This is a genomic window from Rhizobacter sp., assembly GCA_021153565.1.
Classification (GTDB): domain Bacteria; phylum Pseudomonadota; class Gammaproteobacteria; order Burkholderiales; family Burkholderiaceae_C; genus Albitalea.
Genome location: JAJKJU010000264.1, coordinates 1 through 15,815 on the forward strand (window position 1 = coordinate 1; position 15,815 = coordinate 15,815).

General features: G+C 60.3%; 28 protein-coding genes and 3 pseudogenes. 4 read left to right on the forward strand and 27 right to left on the reverse strand.

Features of this window, described 5'->3' with window-relative positions; translation table 11 throughout:
- Positions 1-160: 160 nt before the first annotated feature.
- The 4 genes and pseudogenes from AC30NL_RS16875 to AC30NL_RS16890 all read left to right on the forward strand — a co-directional run.
- A complete protein-coding gene (locus AC30NL_RS16875; protein WP_489465157.1) occupies positions 161-694 on the forward strand; it encodes a hypothetical protein in 534 nt (177 codons plus the stop codon).
- A complete protein-coding gene (locus AC30NL_RS16880; protein WP_489465158.1) occupies positions 664-957 on the forward strand; it encodes a hypothetical protein in 294 nt (97 codons plus the stop codon). The genes AC30NL_RS16875 and AC30NL_RS16880 overlap by 31 nt, the downstream gene beginning before the upstream one ends.
- A gap of 149 nt (positions 958-1,106) precedes the next feature.
- Positions 1,107-1,433, forward strand: a pseudogene (locus tag AC30NL_RS16885) (ATP-binding cassette domain-containing protein); the annotation flags it as partial.
- A 75-nt stretch (positions 1,434-1,508) separates the two neighbouring features.
- Positions 1,509-1,944, forward strand: a pseudogene (locus AC30NL_RS16890) (IS1634 family transposase); the annotation flags it as partial.
- A gap of 235 nt (positions 1,945-2,179) precedes the next feature.
- Here AC30NL_RS16890 and rplQ read toward each other — a convergent pair.
- From rplQ to AC30NL_RS17025, 27 genes and pseudogenes are all read right to left on the reverse strand, one after another.
- Complete coding sequence (gene rplQ, locus AC30NL_RS16895) at positions 2,180-2,575, reverse strand: 50S ribosomal protein L17 (RefSeq protein ID WP_489465179.1); 396 nt, start codon at positions 2,573-2,575, stop codon at positions 2,180-2,182.
- A 128-nt stretch (positions 2,576-2,703) separates the two neighbouring features.
- A complete protein-coding gene (locus AC30NL_RS16900) occupies positions 2,704-3,693 on the reverse strand; it encodes a DNA-directed RNA polymerase subunit alpha (protein WP_489465159.1) in 990 nt (329 codons plus the stop codon).
- A gap of 143 nt (positions 3,694-3,836) precedes the next feature.
- A pseudogene (gene rpsD / locus AC30NL_RS16905) lies at positions 3,837-4,460 on the reverse strand (30S ribosomal protein S4).
- Between the two features lie 180 nt (positions 4,461-4,640).
- On the reverse strand, positions 4,641-5,042 hold the full coding sequence (gene rpsK / locus AC30NL_RS16910) for a 30S ribosomal protein S11 (protein ID WP_025495798.1): 402 nt from the start codon (positions 5,040-5,042) through the stop codon (positions 4,641-4,643).
- Positions 5,043-5,109: 67 nt separating this feature from the next.
- Entirely contained in the window at positions 5,110-5,475 is a 366-nt protein-coding gene (gene rpsM, locus AC30NL_RS16915) for a 30S ribosomal protein S13 (RefSeq protein ID WP_489465160.1), read from the reverse strand.
- A 34-nt stretch (positions 5,476-5,509) separates the two neighbouring features.
- Complete coding sequence (gene rpmJ / locus AC30NL_RS16920; RefSeq protein ID WP_009548427.1) at positions 5,510-5,623, reverse strand: 50S ribosomal protein L36; 114 nt, start codon at positions 5,621-5,623, stop codon at positions 5,510-5,512.
- Between the two features lie 64 nt (positions 5,624-5,687).
- Entirely contained in the window at positions 5,688-5,906 is a 219-nt protein-coding gene (gene infA / locus AC30NL_RS16925) for a translation initiation factor IF-1 (RefSeq protein ID WP_025495304.1), read from the reverse strand.
- Between the two features lie 47 nt (positions 5,907-5,953).
- On the reverse strand, positions 5,954-7,264 hold the full coding sequence (secY, locus tag AC30NL_RS16930; RefSeq protein WP_489465161.1) for a preprotein translocase subunit SecY: 1,311 nt from the start codon (positions 7,262-7,264) through the stop codon (positions 5,954-5,956).
- A gap of 51 nt (positions 7,265-7,315) precedes the next feature.
- Positions 7,316-7,747 (reverse strand): 50S ribosomal protein L15, encoded by a 432-nt coding sequence (gene rplO, locus AC30NL_RS16935; RefSeq protein ID WP_489465162.1) that lies wholly within the window; start codon positions 7,745-7,747, stop codon positions 7,316-7,318.
- Between the two features lie 22 nt (positions 7,748-7,769).
- A complete protein-coding gene (rpmD, locus tag AC30NL_RS16940) occupies positions 7,770-7,952 on the reverse strand; it encodes a 50S ribosomal protein L30 (RefSeq protein ID WP_489465163.1) in 183 nt (60 codons plus the stop codon).
- Between the two features lie 23 nt (positions 7,953-7,975).
- Positions 7,976-8,494 carry a 30S ribosomal protein S5 gene (gene rpsE / locus AC30NL_RS16945; protein ID WP_489465164.1) on the reverse strand — a complete coding sequence of 173 codons (519 nt, stop codon included), beginning with the start codon at positions 8,492-8,494 and terminating at the stop codon, positions 7,976-7,978.
- Positions 8,495-8,516: 22 nt separating this feature from the next.
- On the reverse strand, positions 8,517-8,882 hold the full coding sequence (gene rplR, locus AC30NL_RS16950) for a 50S ribosomal protein L18 (RefSeq protein ID WP_489465165.1): 366 nt from the start codon (positions 8,880-8,882) through the stop codon (positions 8,517-8,519).
- 12 nt (positions 8,883-8,894) lie between these two features.
- Positions 8,895-9,428 (reverse strand): 50S ribosomal protein L6, encoded by a 534-nt coding sequence (gene rplF, locus AC30NL_RS16955; protein WP_489465166.1) that lies wholly within the window; start codon positions 9,426-9,428, stop codon positions 8,895-8,897.
- Positions 9,429-9,441: 13 nt separating this feature from the next.
- Positions 9,442-9,837, reverse strand: coding sequence for a 30S ribosomal protein S8 (gene rpsH, locus AC30NL_RS16960; RefSeq protein ID WP_489465167.1), 396 nt, complete (start codon positions 9,835-9,837; stop codon positions 9,442-9,444).
- A 24-nt stretch (positions 9,838-9,861) separates the two neighbouring features.
- Entirely contained in the window at positions 9,862-10,167 is a 306-nt protein-coding gene (rpsN, locus tag AC30NL_RS16965) for a 30S ribosomal protein S14 (protein WP_489465168.1), read from the reverse strand.
- An 8-nt stretch (positions 10,168-10,175) separates the two neighbouring features.
- Complete coding sequence (gene rplE, locus AC30NL_RS16970) at positions 10,176-10,730, reverse strand: 50S ribosomal protein L5 (RefSeq protein WP_489465169.1); 555 nt, start codon at positions 10,728-10,730, stop codon at positions 10,176-10,178.
- Positions 10,731-10,739: 9 nt separating this feature from the next.
- Positions 10,740-11,057 (reverse strand): 50S ribosomal protein L24, encoded by a 318-nt coding sequence (gene rplX / locus AC30NL_RS16975; protein ID WP_489465170.1) that lies wholly within the window; start codon positions 11,055-11,057, stop codon positions 10,740-10,742.
- Positions 11,058-11,078: 21 nt separating this feature from the next.
- The gene (gene rplN / locus AC30NL_RS16980; protein WP_489465171.1) at positions 11,079-11,447 is read right to left on the reverse strand and encodes a 50S ribosomal protein L14; all 369 of its coding nucleotides are present in this window, start codon (positions 11,445-11,447) and stop codon (positions 11,079-11,081) included.
- 402 nt (positions 11,448-11,849) lie between these two features.
- Positions 11,850-12,131 (reverse strand): 30S ribosomal protein S17, encoded by a 282-nt coding sequence (gene rpsQ / locus AC30NL_RS16985; RefSeq protein ID WP_489465172.1) that lies wholly within the window; start codon positions 12,129-12,131, stop codon positions 11,850-11,852.
- Entirely contained in the window at positions 12,128-12,325 is a 198-nt protein-coding gene (rpmC, locus tag AC30NL_RS16990; RefSeq protein ID WP_489465173.1) for a 50S ribosomal protein L29, read from the reverse strand. The genes rpsQ and rpmC overlap by 4 nt, the downstream gene beginning before the upstream one ends.
- Positions 12,326-12,344: 19 nt before the next feature.
- Positions 12,345-12,761, reverse strand: coding sequence for a 50S ribosomal protein L16 (rplP, locus tag AC30NL_RS16995; protein ID WP_489465174.1), 417 nt, complete (start codon positions 12,759-12,761; stop codon positions 12,345-12,347).
- Between the two features lie 3 nt (positions 12,762-12,764).
- Positions 12,765-13,658 carry a 30S ribosomal protein S3 gene (rpsC, locus tag AC30NL_RS17000; protein WP_489465175.1) on the reverse strand — a complete coding sequence of 298 codons (894 nt, stop codon included), beginning with the start codon at positions 13,656-13,658 and terminating at the stop codon, positions 12,765-12,767.
- 8 nt (positions 13,659-13,666) lie between these two features.
- Entirely contained in the window at positions 13,667-13,996 is a 330-nt protein-coding gene (gene rplV / locus AC30NL_RS17005) for a 50S ribosomal protein L22 (protein WP_025495269.1), read from the reverse strand.
- Between the two features lie 11 nt (positions 13,997-14,007).
- The gene (gene rpsS / locus AC30NL_RS17010; protein WP_025495267.1) at positions 14,008-14,286 is read right to left on the reverse strand and encodes a 30S ribosomal protein S19; all 279 of its coding nucleotides are present in this window, start codon (positions 14,284-14,286) and stop codon (positions 14,008-14,010) included.
- Positions 14,287-14,301: 15 nt separating this feature from the next.
- Complete coding sequence (gene rplB / locus AC30NL_RS17015; RefSeq protein ID WP_489465176.1) at positions 14,302-15,126, reverse strand: 50S ribosomal protein L2; 825 nt, start codon at positions 15,124-15,126, stop codon at positions 14,302-14,304.
- On the reverse strand, positions 15,127-15,441 hold the full coding sequence (gene rplW, locus AC30NL_RS17020; protein WP_489465177.1) for a 50S ribosomal protein L23: 315 nt from the start codon (positions 15,439-15,441) through the stop codon (positions 15,127-15,129). It abuts the gene before it with no gap.
- The coding region (locus AC30NL_RS17025) for a 50S ribosomal protein L4 (protein ID WP_489465178.1) at positions 15,438-15,815 on the reverse strand (378 nt) is incomplete at its 5' end. The genes rplW and AC30NL_RS17025, both read right to left, overlap by 4 nt.

Sequence of the window (15,815 nt, forward strand, 5' to 3'; positions counted from 1 at the left end):
AGCCGGCCTTGCCGACCTGATCAGCGCCTCATCGAAGCACGGTCAGGGTGGGGGATTTTGAGGTGGACATGGGTGGGGGAGTTTGGGTGGCCATCAGGGGGGTCGTCGCTGGGCTCGGCGTGGCGTCGTTCGTCGTCACGCTGGGCGGACTGGCGGACTGATGTCGCTGCGCGCTGCATTTCTCGTGGCCTCGGGCAAGACGCAGCCCATCACCGACTCGTTCTTCCTGATGCTCGGCGGCGGGCTCGATGAAGCAATCGGGCCGGTTGCGAGCATGCTGCTTGCGCTGGCAGTGTCGGCGTGGCTGTTGTGGCGCACGTGGCAGCGCAGGCGCCGGCAGCAAGCCCACGGGCTGGCACCACGGCCGCTTTGGTTCGACGTGACCGCGACCGGGTTGTTCTGTGTCGCGGCGATCGGCTTCGCGGCGGCGATGAGCACATACCGCATCGGGGACCGCCCGCAGGGCCAGGGCATCCCTGTGCCGGTGCTGATCTGGGCCGCGGTGGTCGTGGTCGTGGTCGTGTCGTTCATCGTCAAGCGCACACGCTTCGGACGCTACGTTTTATGCGATCGGCGGCAACCCCGAGGCAGCGCTGCTCATCGGCATCCCCGTTCGCCGAGTAAATGCTGCAGCTCTTCCTGCTGCTGTCCGTGGTTGTCACCGTGGCAGCCATCGTCGCGGTCGCGCGGCTGAATGCCGGCAGCAATTCGCTCGGCACAAACCAGGAGCTCTACCTGATCGCCGCGGCGGTAATCGGCGGCGTGGCGCTCTCCGGTGGCAGCCGCAGCGTGCTGGGCACAGTCCTCGGCGCACTGGTGATCCAGTTTCTCGAAGGAGGCCTCCTGCTGCTCGACGTGGCGATCGGCTGGCGCATGGTCATCGTCGGCCAGGTATTGATCGTCGCCGTGGTGTTCGACGTGCTGTTCCGGCGCGCCACTGGGGAACGAGTGGCATGAGCGACGCCCGGTCGCCCGAAGGCTCGCACCTCGCCCGCAGCGCGGAGGTTACCCAATGAGCACGGCACTTGTCTCGATGCACGGGATCAGCAAGGCCTTCGGTGGCATCTGCGGTCGAGGCTGTGAGCCTTTCGGTACACGCGGGCGAGGTGCTCGCGCTGCTGGGCCACCACGGCGCCGGCAAGTCCACGCTGATGAAAATCTTGGCCGGCGCCTACGCGCAAGACGCGGGCGAGATCCGTGCCGACTGCCGCGCCGTGGACATTCGCAGCCCGGCGCAGGCACAGGCCCTGGGCATCGAAACCATTTACCAGACGCGCGCACTCGCGGACAACCTGGACGCCGTTACCAATCTCTTCCTGGGCCGCGAGCTGCTCACGTGCTTCGGCACGCTGGACGACGATGCGATGGAGGCGGTGGCGCGCGCTGTCTTCAAGCGGCTCAAACCGAACTTGCACAACTTGCACGTCCCGGTGCGCTCGCTGTCGGGTGGTCAGCGGCAGGTGGTGGCGATCTCCGCGCGCGCTGTACTTCAATGCCCGCGTGCTGATCATGGACGAGCCCTGCGCCGCCTTGATGAACAACGCGTCCATCGTCAGCTTCTTCTCGCAAGATGCCACGGCTGCACGCTTACCGTCTTCCTGTGCATGCTCGCCTACTACGTGGAGTGGCAGATGCGCAGGACGCTTGAAGCCGATGCTCTTCGACGACGAGCATCTCGCTGAGGCGAGCGACACTCGGGCCTGGCCGGTGGTCAAGGCGGTGCGCTCCGAGCACGCCAAGGCCAAGGACGCGAGCAAACACGCCGATGACGGACTGCCTCTGCGCAGCTTCAGAACCCTGCTCAAAGACCTCGGCACGCTGGCCTACAACATCACCTACACCCAGCTGAACCCCGACGCCAAGATCGTCCTCACCACGCGGCCTACGCAGCTTCAGACCAAGGCATTCGAACTACTCGGCTTAAACCCGGCTTGTACCCAGTAGCCCCACACCCTTCGAACGAAAAGTTCAAGCAGGGCGGACACTTAGGTCGCGGTGGCCGTAAACGCTCGGGCTAGCACAGCTTCATCACCGAGCTTGCTGCACCCCGCCGCCTGACCCCTCACAACTTCACCTCGCCCTGCGTCCGGCCAGCAGGTGCCGATACTCCCGCGGTGGGTTGTTTCCACGTTGACTCTATGCCGCATCGAAACAGGATCGCGAGGGCTGTTTGGAGCGCTTACTCGGCCTTGTCACCTTCTTCCGACGCAGCTATCTCAGGGCGATCGACCAGTTCAACGAATGCCATCGGGGCGTTGTCGCCGATGCGAAAACCCATCTTCAGGATCCGCGTATAGCCCCCCGGACGCGCCGCATAGCGCGAGCCCAATTCGCCGAAGAGCTTTTTCACAACATCGCGATCGCGGGTGCGGTCGAATGCCAGACGATGGTTAGCAAGCGTCGGTTCTTTGGCGAGCGTGATGAGTGGCTCGACAACGCGGCGCAGTTCCTTGGCCTTGGGGAGCGTAGTCTTGATTGCCTCGTGCGTGATCAGCGAATTGCACATGTTGCGCAGCATCGCTTGGCGGTGCTCGCTCGTGCGGTTCAGTTTACGAAGTCCGTGACGGTGACGCATGGTGCTGTCCTTTCTCTGTATAGAACCGGCAGCCGTATCAGGTACTGTCGGGTGCACCGGGCCAGATTTCAGCCCTCTTCAAACTACCGTTCGCTTCGAGATTTTCGCAGGCGAACGGCATATCTCAATCAACGCTTGTCCAGGCCTTGCGGGGGCCAGTTTTCCAGGCGAGCGCCAAGCGTGAGTCCGCGCGAAGCCAGTACTTCCTTGATTTCGTTGAGCGACTTACGACCCAGATTCGGAGTCTTCAAAAGCTCAGTCTCGGTGCGCTGGATCAGGTCGCCGATGTAATAGATGTTTTCTGCCTTCAAGCAGTTGGCAGAACGCACCGTCAGCTCTAGCTCGTCAACCGGACGCAGCAGGATCGGATCGAACTGCGTGCTGCGCTGTGCAGCCGGCGCGTCGAAAATGTCACCAACTTGACCCTCGAGCTGTGCGAACACGGCAAGCTGCTCGACGAGAATCTTGGCCGAAGCACGGATGGCCTCTTCGGGCGAAATCGCGCCGTTGGTAACGATCTCCATGACCAACTTGTCGAGATCGGTGCGCTGCTCCACACGGGCGCTTTCGACGATATAGCTCACACGAGCCACCGGTGAGAACGATGCGTCAAGCACGATGCGTCCAATCGACTTCGTCGGCTCGTCGCCGAAGCGACGCAGGTTGCCCGGCACATAGCCGCGCCCCTTTTCGACCTTGATCTGCATGTCGAGCTTGCCACCTTGTGACAGATGGGCAATGACATGGTCAGGGTTGATGATTTCAACATCATGCGGCGTCTGAATATCGCCGGCAGTGACGGGGCCTTCGCCTTCCTTGCGCAGAACCAACGTCACTTCGTCGCGGTTATGTAGGCGAAACACCACGCCTTTGAGATTCAACATGATGTGAACGACGTCTTCTTGCACACCGTCAACGGTTGAGTACTCGTGCAGCACGCCCGCGATCGTTACTTCGGTCGGCGCGTAACCCACCATCGACGACAGCAGCACGCGGCGCAGGGCATTGCCCAGCGTGTGACCATAGCCACGCTCGAATGGCTCGAGGGTGACCTTGGCGCGGTTCTGACCGAGCGGCTCGACGTGAATGGCTTTGGGTTTCAGCAGATTGGTTTGCATTGAGTCCAGTTCCTCTCAATACCCTCGGCTCGTTACACCGATAAGGCTGACGGACAGTGCCGGGCGTTGTGTCTCTCGCTGTATGCCCGGCACGGCACAACGAGAGGGGGTGAGCGCCGTCCATTGCGCTCACAGCAGAAGGATTAGCGCGAGTACAGCTCGACGATCAGCGCCTCCTTGATGTCGGCTCCGAATTCGTCACGGTCCGGGGTCTTTTTGAAGACGCCTTCGAGTTTAGCTACGTCAACCTGCACCCAACCCGCCATGCCGATCGACTCGGCCAGCTTGACGGCGTCGGTGATGCGCAGTTGCTTCTTCGCCTTTTCGCGAACGGCGACTGTGTCGCCGACCTTCACGAGGTAGGACGCGATGTTAACAACTTCACCATTGACGGTGATCGACTTGTGCGAAACGAGCTGACGCGCTTCCGCACGGGTCGAGCCGAAGCCCATGCGGTAGACAACGTTGTCCAGGCGCGACTCGAGCAGCATCAGCAGGTTCGCCCCAGTGTTGCCCTTGCGGCGCTAGGCTTCGGCGAAATAGCGGCGAAACTGGCGTTCCAGCACGCCGTACATGCGTTTAACCTTCTGCTTTTCGCGCAGTTGCAGTCCGAAGTCGCTGGTGCGCGAACCGGAGGTGCGGCAATGCTGGCCGGGCTTGCTGTCGAACTTGGCCTTCTCACTGATGGCCCGGCGAGCGCTCTTCAGGAACAGATCGGTGCCTTCACGGCGGGAAAGTTTGGCCTTAGGCCCAAGATAACGTGCCACGTTGCTTCCTTATGTCATCTGACGCTGGCTCATCCGCCTGCGTGAGTCTGGCGAGTGTTGTTTTTAGGCGCTCAGACAGTGGTCTTCAACAAGGCCGGATCATCAACAGAATCTTCCGGCCTCAGTACTAAGTCGGGGGGTGGCCGCTAGGCAACGTCGCCGACGGTGGGACACGCACGCTTAGATGCGACGGCGTTTTTGCGGGCGGCAACCGTTGTGCGGAACCGGCGTCACATCCGAGATCGAGTTGATTCGAATACCCAGCGAGGCCAGCGCACGAACCGACGATTCACGGCCCGGCCCAGGGCCCTTGATTCGCACATCTAGGTTCTTGATGCCCTGCTCTTGAGCCGCGCGCCCCGCCACTTCGGCAGCCACCTGGGCAGCGAACGGCGTGCTCTTACGCGAGCCCTTAAAACCTTGACCACCGCTCGAAGCCCAGGACAGCGCGCCGCCCTGACGATCAGTGATCGTGATGATGGTGTTGTTGAACGACGCGTGAACGTGCGCGATACCATCTGCAACGTTCTTGCGGACCTTCTTACGCACGCGCTGTGCGGCGGTGTTCGGTGCTTTAGCCATGTTGACCTTCTCTCAATCTTTTGCCGGTGCGGATCGCTCGATCACTTCTTGAAGAATTGACGACCGGTCACTTCTTGACCATGGCACCCGACTTGCGCGGACCTTTGCGAGTGCGGGCGTTCGTACGAGTGCGCTGACCGCGAACCGGCAGGCCGCGGCGATGACGGAAGCCGCGATAACAGCCTAGGTCCATCAGACGTTTGATGTTGATCGACATTTCACGACGCAGGTCGCCTTCGATCGTCAGGCGTCCAATTTCCTCGCGGATCTTTTCCAGATCTGCGTCGGTCAGATCCTTGATCTTACGTTCGAAGGGAACCCCGCTCGCTTCACAGATCTTCTGCGCGGTCGTTCGACCGATGCCATAGATGGCAGTCAAGCCGATCTCGGCGTGCTTATGGGGCGGAATGTTGATACCAGCAATGCGTGCCATGTGCGTTCCTAATTCTCTGTCGACAGACCGTAGATCAGCCCTGGCGCTGCTTGTGACGCGGATCGGTGCAGATCACGCGCACGACACCCTTGCGACGGATGATCTTGCAATTCCGGCACATCTTCTTGACCGATGCTGCAACTTTCATGCTCTTCTCCTAAGCCTTTGTCAGGCCGCTTCCTGTTCAAAATGTACGTCGTGTTCCGAGAGTCTTACTTGGCCCGGAACACGATGCGGGCCCGACTTAAATCATAGGGCGTCAGCTCGACCGTCACCTTGTCGCCTGGCAGGATGCGGATGTAGTGCATGCGCATCTTTCCGGAGATGTGACCGAGAACAATGTGCCCGTTCTCCAACTTCACACGAAACGTGGCATTCGGCAGATTCTCCAGAATCTCGCCTTGCATCTGAATGACGTCGTCTTTGGCCATGCCCTGTGTCTGTCGTCAGTCCGTTCGTTCGTGTCCTGGTCGATCTCTCAACCGGCCTTGAAATTTGCCTTCTTGAGCAGCGATTCGTATTGCTGGCTCATCACATAACTTTGCACCTGCGCCCAAAAATCCATCGTCACGACGACGATAATTAAGAGCGACGTGCCTCCGAAGTAAAACGGAACGTTGTACTTCAGAACCAAAAATTCCGGCAACAAGCACACCATTGTGATGTAGATAGCACCTGCCAGCGTCAAACGCGACAGGATGCGATCAATGTGCTTTGCAGTCTGTTCACCCGGACGAATGCCCGGAATGAACGCACCGCTCTTCTTCAGGTTGTCTGCGGTCTCGCGGCTGTTGAACACCAGCGCCGTGTAGAAGAAGCAGAAGAACACGATCGCCGCGGCGTAGAGCATCACGTAGATCGGCTGCCCCGGCGAGAGCAGACTCGCAATGTCCTTCAGCCAACGCAGGCCGTCGCCGGTCGCGAACCAGCCCACCACGGTCGCGGGCAGCAAAATGATCGACGACGCGAAGATCGGCGGAATCACACCCGACATATTCAGCTTGAGAGGCAGGTGCGACGATTGCCCGCCGTAAACCTTGTTGCCCACTTGGCGCTTGGCGTAGTTGACCAGTATCTTTCGCTGCCCGCGCTCGACGAACACCACGAAGAAAGTCACTAGGCCAACCAGCGCCAAGATGAATAGGGCGATCGGCACGCTCATAGAGCCGGTGCGGATCAACTCGAACAAATTGCCAATCGCGTTGGGCAGGCCAGAGGCAATGCCCGCAAAAATCAGAATTGAAATGCCATTGCCCAAACCACGCTCGGTGATCTGTTCACCCAGCCACATTAGGAACATCGTGCCGGCCACCAAGCTCACCACCGCAGTCAGACGGAAGCCGAAGCCCGGGGATAGAACCAGACCCGCGGAGCCCTCGAGTGCCAGCGCGATACCGAGCGATTGGAAAATCGCTAGACCCAACGTACCGTAGCGCGTGTATTGCGTGATCTTGCGCCGCCCGGACTCGCCTTCCTTTTTGAGCGACTCGAGGCTCGGAACGACATAGGTCATCAATTGCATGATGATCGACGCGGAGATATACGGCATGATTCCCAGCGCAAATACCGTGAATCTTGACAAGGCCCCACCCGAGAACATATTGAACAGGTTCAGGATGCCGCCCGGCTTGCTATTGAAGAGCTGCTCAAGGGCGTGCGGATCAATGCCCGGCACGGGGATGTGCGCCCCGATGCGATAAACCACGAGCGCGAGCGACAAGAAGACAAGGCGGCGACGGAGGTCACCGAACTTGCCGCTCTTGGCCAGCTGATTCGCGTTGGTTGCCACTGGGTGTACGTTCCGAGGTGTGAACTGTGGTGGGTAAAGTAACTGGAGCGCTTAGGCCACAGAACCGCCAGCGGCTTCGATCGCAGCCTTGGCGCCTGCCGTGGCGCCGACGCCCTTCAGGGCGACCTTCTTGGTCACCTCACCCGATTTGATGACTTTCACCACTTTTGCAAGTTCGCCCACTAAGCCAGCTTGCTTGAGCATGAGGAGGTCGACTTCATCTGCGGCCAGGCGCTGCAGGTCGGTCAAACTCACTTCGGCGTTGTACTTAAGCGATTGCGACTTGAATCCACGCTTCGGAAGACGGCGCTGCAAAGGCATCTGACCGCCTTCAAAGCCAACCTTATGGTAGCCGCCCGAACGGGATTTCTGGCCCTTGTGGCCTCGACCGGCCGTCTTACCCAGGCCCGAACCGATGCCGCGACCGACGCGACGCTTGACGTGCTTGGAGCCTACGCCCGGCTTAATGCTGTTGAGTTCCATGATATTTTCCTCGGCGCGACGCTTAGAGCACCTTCACCAGGTACGAGACCTTGTTGATCATGCCGCGCACTGCGGGCGTGTCTTCCAGCGTTGATTCGCTGTTCAATTTGCGCAAACCCAGACCTCGCACCGTTGCTCGATGCGATTCCTTGGTGCCGGCTACGCTCTTGACCAGCTTGATCTTTACCGTGTTCTTGTCCGTCATTTCAGTTCTCCAGCCCCACCGGCTCAGCCGAGGATCTCTTCGACCGTCAGACCGCGCTTGGCAGCGATCTCCGCAGGCGTACTAGTCACCTTCAGCGCGTTCAGCGTGGCGCGGACCAAGTTGTACGGGTTGGTCGAACCGAGGCTCTTGGCCACGATGTCGGTCACACCCATCACTTCGAATACGGCACGCATCGGGCCGCCGGCAATAATGCCGTCACCCGGCTTGGCCGGTGCCATCAGGACGCGCGAGGCACCGTGCTCGCCGACAACCTTGTGGTGGATCGAGCCGTTCTTCAGCGAAACCTTGACCATGTTGCGGCGAGCGGATTCCATCGCCTTTTGCACGGCAACGGGTACCTCCTTCGCCTTGCCCTTTCCCATGCCGATGCGGCCATCGCCATCACCAACGACAGTCAGTGCGGCGAAGCTCAGCGTACGGCCGCCCTTCACCACCTTGGTCACGCGGTTCACCGCGATCATCTTTTCTTTCAGACCGTCGTCGTTGCCTTCGGTCTGCGCGCGGGGTTGAAACTTTGCCATTGTCGGATTCCTCTAGTCGCGCTTAGAACTGCAAGCCGGCTTCACGCGCGGCCTCGGCCAGCGCCTTGACGCGGCCGTGGTACGCGAATCCAGCGCGGTCGAAGGCAACCTTCTCGATGCCGGCAGCCATCGCCAATTCGGCGATGCGCTTGCCGATCACGCTGGCGGCAGCAACGTTGCCGCCTTTGCCCGCGGCGCCTAGTTCCTTTCGGACGTCGGCTTCGGCCGTTGAGGCTGTGGCTAGGACCTTCTGGCCGTCGTCGGAAATGACGCTGGCATAGATGTGCAGGTTGGTTCGGAAGACCGTCAGGCGAGCCACGCGCTGCACCGAGATGCGGGCACGGGTCTGGCGGGAGCGGCGGATACGCTGGTCTTTCTTGTTCAACATGGTCGTCGCTCCTTACTTCTTCTTCGTCTCTTTGAGGGTGACCTTTTCACCCGAATAACGGATGCCCTTGCCCTTGTAAGGCTCGGGAGGGCGAATCGCGCGAACTTCAGCGGCGATCTGGCCGACCACTTGGCAGTCGGCACCCTTGATGAGAATTTCGGTCTGGGTCGGGGTCTGCACCGTGATGCCGACGGGCATGTCTTTAGCGACTGGGTGCGAAAAACCGATCTGCAGGTTGAGCTTTTGGCCCGCGGCTTGGGCACGGAAGCCCACACCCACCAGATTCAGCTTTTTCTCGAAGCCCCTGCTCACGCCATTTACCATGTTGGCGACCAACGCGCGCGTCGTGCCGGACATCGCGTCCGCAGCAACCGATTCGGCGGCTGGCACGAAGGTCAGCTTGCCGCCCTCGCACTTAACGGTCACCAAGGAATTAACTGGCCTCGACAGCGATCCCATCGAGCCCTTCACGATGATCTTCTCAGCAGTGATCGACACTTCCACGCCTTGCGGGAGGGTGATCGGCATTTTTCCTACGCGGGACATTTCTTTCCTCCCCTTAGGCGACGTAGCAGAGCACTTCGCCGCCGATACCCGCCTGGCGTGCCTTGCGGTCGGTCATCACGCCCTTGGGCGTGGTGACGATGGCCACACCCAGCCCGTTCATCACGTTCGGAATGTCGTGGCGGCCCTTGTAGATGCGAAGACCCGGTCGGCTCACGCGCTCGATGTGCTCGATCACGGGCTTGCCGGCGTAGTACTTCAGCGTCACTTCGAGTTGCGGCTTAGCCGACTCCCCGACGACAGCGAAGTTCTCAACGTAGCCTTCGTCCTTCAGGACCTTGGCAATCGCCACCTTCAGCTTGGACGACGGCATCACGACGCTGGACTTATGGACCATCTGTGCGTTGCGAATGCGGGTCAGCATATCGGCGATAGGATCACTCATGCTCATTCGAATATCTCCTGATCGGGCCGATTACCAACTGGCCTTGACGACACCGGGGATGTCGCCCTTGAAGGCCAGTTCGCGGATCTTGTTGCGACCAAGGCCAAACTTGCGGAACGTGCCACGCGGGCGCCCGGTCAGTTCGCAACGATTGCGTTGACGCGTCGGGTAGGCGTTTCGCGGGAGCTTTTGGAGTTCGAGACGAGCGGCATAGCGCTCTTCAACGGACTTCTTCGCATCGTTCGCGGCGGCCTTCAGCTCGGCGTACTTCTTGGCGAACTTGGCGACCAGTTGCTCGCGCTTCAGTTCGCGCTGGATGATGGAAAGTTTAGCCACGGGCCACCTCAGTTCTTGAACGGGAATTTGAAGGCGGCGAGGAGCGCCTTGCACTCATCGTCCGACTTCGCCGAAGTCGTGATGCTGATGTTCAGACCACGCAGGGCATCGACCTTGTCGTACTCGATCTCTGGGAAGATGATCTGTTCTTTGACGCCGATGTTGTAGTTACCACGACCGTCGAAGGAACGACCCGAGATGCCGCGAAAGTCACGAACGCGAGGCAGCGCTATGGTAACGAAGCGATCGAGAAATTCGTACATGCGAACGCCGCGCAGGGTCACCATGGTGCCGATGGGAACGCCGTCGCGGATCTTAAAACCGGCGATGGCCTTCTTGGACTTAGTGACCACGGGCTTCTGGCCGGCGATTTTTGTCAGATCGCCGACGGCATGGTCCATGACCTTCTTGTCCGACACCGCTTCACTCACACCCATGTTGAGGGTGATTTTGGTCAGGCGCGGCACTTCCATCACCGACTTGTAGCCGAACTTCTTGACAAGTTCGGGGACAATCTTTTCGCGGTAGATCGCTTGCAGGCGGGGGCTTTGTTGTTCAGCCATGATGTCCTCTTAGGCCTTGATCTCTTCGCCGCTGGACTTGAAGACACGGACCTTGGTCTTGTCTGCCAGCAACTTGACGCCCACGCGATCGGCCTTGCCGGTGCCGGGATTGAAGATGGCGATGTTCGACTGATGGATCGGAAGCGTCTTGTCAACGATGCCGCCGGCTGCCCCCCTCATCGGGTTTGGCTTGACGTGCTTCTTGACCACGTTGACACCCTCGACGACTACGCGATCTTCGTCGACGCGCTGCGTCACGGTGCCGCGCTTTCCCTTGTCGCGCCCGGTCAATACTATGACCTGGTCGCCTTTTCGAATCTTGTTCATGGCCTGTCCTTAACCGCGGCTTTAGAGAACTTCAGGAGCCAGCGAAACGATCTTCATGAAGCGCTCGGTCCGCAACTCACGCGTAACCGGCCCGAAGATGCGGGTACCAATGGGCTCGAGCTTGGCGTTAAGGAGGACAGCAGCATTGCCGTCGAACTTGACCAGCGAGCCGTCCTGGCGGCGAACCCCCTTGGCGGTCCGAACGACGACAGCACTGTAGACCTCACCCTTCTTTACGCGACCCCGGGGCGCAGCCTCTTTGATGCTGACCTTGATCACGTCACCGATACGGGCATAGCGGCGCTTGGAGCCGCCCAGCACCTTGATGCACATGACGCGTTTTGCGCCCGTGTTGTCCGCAACATCAAGTTGCGACTGCATTTGAATCATGTTCTATGTCCCCAACTTGTATCGCTTGCCACCCCATGACCACCATGGAGCCAACCCGCAATCAGTCTTGGGCCCGTCACTCTTTGGAGCTTGCACTCCTGAAGCGGTTTGGGCGGAGCCTAACCCGGTGTCGCAATGAACATTGCGGCCAGATTTCGGCGAAGTCTTATATTATCACCCGGATGAAGCCCCGCGTCAAGCCGGAATGGCAAATGTCTTAGGGGTTCGGCAGCTGAAGACCGGCCCGAACGACCGAAGCCCGAAACTTAGTCAGCGGCTTGCGCGAGCACCGTCTCTGGGTGGCTCAACTGGAACTTGCCTGGGCCAGTGAGGGCCGGCTGCCAGATTCCAGCGAACCAATCTTGTTGTGCGAAGCCTCGAAAAGCCCGGAACGTTTCGCCCTCAAACCTCGGCGGCCTTCTGCACCAGGCGGGTCACGACCCATGCCTTAGTCTTCGAAATGGGCCGGCTTTCTGCGATCTCGACGACGTCGCCCAGCCTGTACTCGCCCTTTTCGTCATGGGCGTGGTATTTGCTCGACTTCGCGACGATCTTGCCATACAGCTCGTGCTTCGTGCGACGCTCGATCAGGACCGTGACGGTCTTGGCGCGCTTGTCGCTGACGACCTTGCCCACCAGCGTGCGGGTGTTTTTGGCCTTGGGTTCGACTTGAGCAGCAGTCATTTGCTGGCCTCTTTCTTCTGGGCCAAAACAGTCTTGGCACGGGCAATGTCACGGCGGGTCTTCCCGAGCTGCGAGTGATTCGTCAGCTGTTGGGTAGCCTTCTGCATGCGTAGACCAAAATGGGCCTTCAGCAGGTCGGCGACTTCCTTTTGCAGGCCCGCGACGTCCTTGCTGCGAAGTTCAGATGCTTTCATGTTGATTCTCCGTGCGCGCTTACGCGCCTACCTGGCGTGCCACAAAGGTCGTCTTCAGCGGCAGCTTGGCCGCAGCCAGCAGAAATGCTTCACGAGCGAGTTCTTCGGGGACACCATTGATTTCGTACAGCACCTTGCCCGGCTGGATTTCGGCCACGTAGTACTCCGGGTTGCCCTTGCCATTGCCCATGCGGACTTCGGCAGGCTTTTGCGAGATGGGCTTATCCGGGAAGATGCGGATCCAGATACGGCCACCGCGCTTCACATGACGCGAAATCGCGCGCCGTGCAGCCTCGATTTGACGCGCCGTCAAACGACCGCGCTCGGTCGCCTTGAGGCCGAAGTCGCCGAAAGACACATTTGCACCGCGCGTCGCGATGCCAGTGTTGCGGCCCTTCTGTTCCTTGCGATATTTTCTGCGTGCGGGTTGCAGCATTGTTTATTCTCCTTTGCCCGTGCCAGGCGCGGCGGCCTTGCGCACACGCTTGACGGCCGGACCCTTCGGCGCGTCGCCACCAGCTTCTACCGGCTTGTCCGTACCTTCGACCGGCGCAGCAGCTGGACGGGGTGCGCCGCGATCGCGGTCACCACCACGGCTCGGGCCCGAAGGACCACGACGCTCGCCAGGTGCACCCGGACGTGCCGGACGGCGCGGACGACGCTCCTCTTCTTGCGTCGGTGCCTGCGCGCCAGGAGCTTCGCCATGCGCCAGACGGTCGCCACGATAGACCCAGCACTTGACGCCGATAACGCCGTACGTAGTCTTGGCTTCGGAGAAGCCATAGTCGATATCGGCCTTCAACGTGTGTAGGGGCACGCGACCTTCGCGATACCACTCGCAGCGCGCGATTTCGATGCCGTTAAGACGACCCGACGACATGATCTTGATGCCCTGGGCGCCCAGGCGCATCGCGTTTTGCATTGCACGCTTCATCGCGCGGCGGAACATGATGCGCTTCTCGAGCTGCTGGGTGATGCTGTCAGCGATCAGCTGTGCATCGATTTCGGGCTTGCGCACTTCTTCGATGTTGACAGCGACCGGCACGCCGAGACGGCGCGTCAGCTCAGCCTTGAGGTTCTCGATGTCCTCGCCCTTCTTGCCAATCACAACGCCAGGACGCGCCGAGAAAATCGTGATGCGTGCGTTCTTGGCGGGGCGCTCGATGAGGATGCGCGACACCGCAGCGCTCTTGAGGCGCGCCTTGAGGTATTCACGAACCTTCAGGTCTTCGGCGAGCATCGTCGCGAAATTCTGGTTCGACGCGTACCAACGCGACGCCCAGTTGCGCGTGACGGGAAGGCGGAAGCCAACCGGATGAATCTTTTGTCCCATGGTCTTCCTCAGTTCCCGACAGTCACGAAGATGTGGCAAGTCGGCTTGCTGATGCGGTTGCCGCGGCCCTTGGCCCGTGCGGAGAACCGCTTCAGCGTAGCGCCTTGCTCAACGAAGATCGTCTTGACCTTAAGCTCGTCGATGTCGGCACCGTCGTTGTGCTCGGCGTTCGCGATCGCGGACTCCAGAGCCTTCTTGATGATGCCGGCCGCCTTCTTGGGGGTGAACGTCAGGATGTTGAGCGCCTGGTCCACCTTCTTGCCGCGGACCATGTCAGCCACCAGCCGACCCTTGTCGGCAGAGAGGCGAACGCCGCGAACGATTGAACGGGTTTCCATCGTCGTCATCCTTACTTCTTGTTGGCCTTCTTGTCAGCCGGGTGCCCCTTGAACGTGCGCGTGAGCGCGAATTCGCCGAGTTTGTGGCCGACCATCTGGTCCGTCACATAGACGGGAACGTGCTGCTTGCCGTTGTGCACGGCGATCGTCAGACCGATGAAATCGGGCAGGATCGTCGAGCGGCGCGACCAGGTCTTGATGGGCTTCTTGTCCTTGATGGCGGCGGCCTTGTCGACCTTGGCCATCAAGTGGTGGTCCACGAAGGGACCTTTTTTCAGTGAACGGGTCATGGTGGCAGCCCCTTCTTACTTCTTGCGACGCGAGACGATCATCGTCTGCGTGCGCTTGTTATTGCGAGTGCGGTAGCCTTTGGTCATCGTGTTCCACGGGGACACGGGGACCTGACCCTCGCCGGTACGGCCTTCACCACCACCGTGCGGGTGATCCACCGGATTCATGGCAACGCCGCGAACCGTCGGGCGAATGCCCTTCCAACGGATGGCACCGGCCTTGCCGTACTGGCGCAGGTTGTGCTCTTCGTTGGAAACCTCACCGATGGTGGCGCGGCAGTCGATGTGGATCTTGCGCACTTCGCCCGAGCGCAGGCGCAGCTGAGCGTAGATGCCTTCGCGAGCCAGCAGCGTCACCGAAGTACCGGCCGAGCGAGCCATCTGAGCACCCTTGCCCGGCAGCATCTCGATGCAATGGATCGTCGAGCCCACGGGGATGTTGCGAATCGGCAGCGTGTTGCCCGCCTTGATCGGCGCTTCGGCTCCGCTCAGGATGGTTGCACCGACTTCAAGACCGCGCGCAGCGATTATATAGCGGCGCTCGCCATCGGCGTAGCAGACCAACGCGATGTGCGCCGTGCGGTTCGGGTCGTATTCGATGCGTTCGACCTTTGCCGGGATGCCATCCTTGTTGCGGACGAAATCGACGACACGGTAGTGGTGCTTATGACCACCACCCTTGTGGCGCATTGTGATGTGCCCGTTGTTGTTGCGGCCGGCGTGCTGGAACTGCGGCTCGAGCAGCGACGCTTCCGGCTTGCCCTTGTGCAAGTGCGCATGCACCACCTTCACCACGGCACGGCGGCCAGGCGAGGTCGGTTTGACTTTGATGACGGCCATTTACGCGGCCTCCCCAGAGAAATTGAGCTCTTGGCCCGCCTTCAACGACACATACGCCTTCTTGACGTGGTCGCGGCGGCCGATCGAACGCCCGAAGCGCTTGACCTTGCCCTTTTGCGTGACGGTCTGCACCGACGCGACTTCGACCTTGAACATCAGTTCAACGGCGGCCTTGATTTCAGGCTTGGTCGCGTCGCGCAGGACCTTGAACAGCACCTGGTTCTGCGTCTCGGCAATCATCGTGGCCTTTTCGGACACGATGGGCGCCACGAGCACCTGGGCCAAGCGGCCCTCATTGAATTTCGGGGTGCTCATCCCAGCATCTCCTTGAGTTGCTCGATCGCCGCCTTCGTCAGGAGCACCTTCTTATAGTGCACGAGCGAGAGGGGATCAGCGTAGCGCGGCTCGACAACGAGAACGTTGGCGAGGTTGCGCGAAGCCAACAGCAGGTTGTCGTCGACCTGATCGGCAATCACGAGCACCGAGGTCAGGCCCATGGCCTTGAACTTGGCGGCGAGTTGCTTGGTCTTCGGTGAGTCAACCGTCAGCGAGTCTACAACGGCCAGTCGGCCTTCGCGGGCAAGCTGCGAGAAGATGGCGGCCATGCCGGCGCGGTACATCTTCTTGTTGACCTTCTGCGTGAAGTTCTCGTCGGGGCTGTTCGGGAAAATCCGACCGCCTCCGCGCCA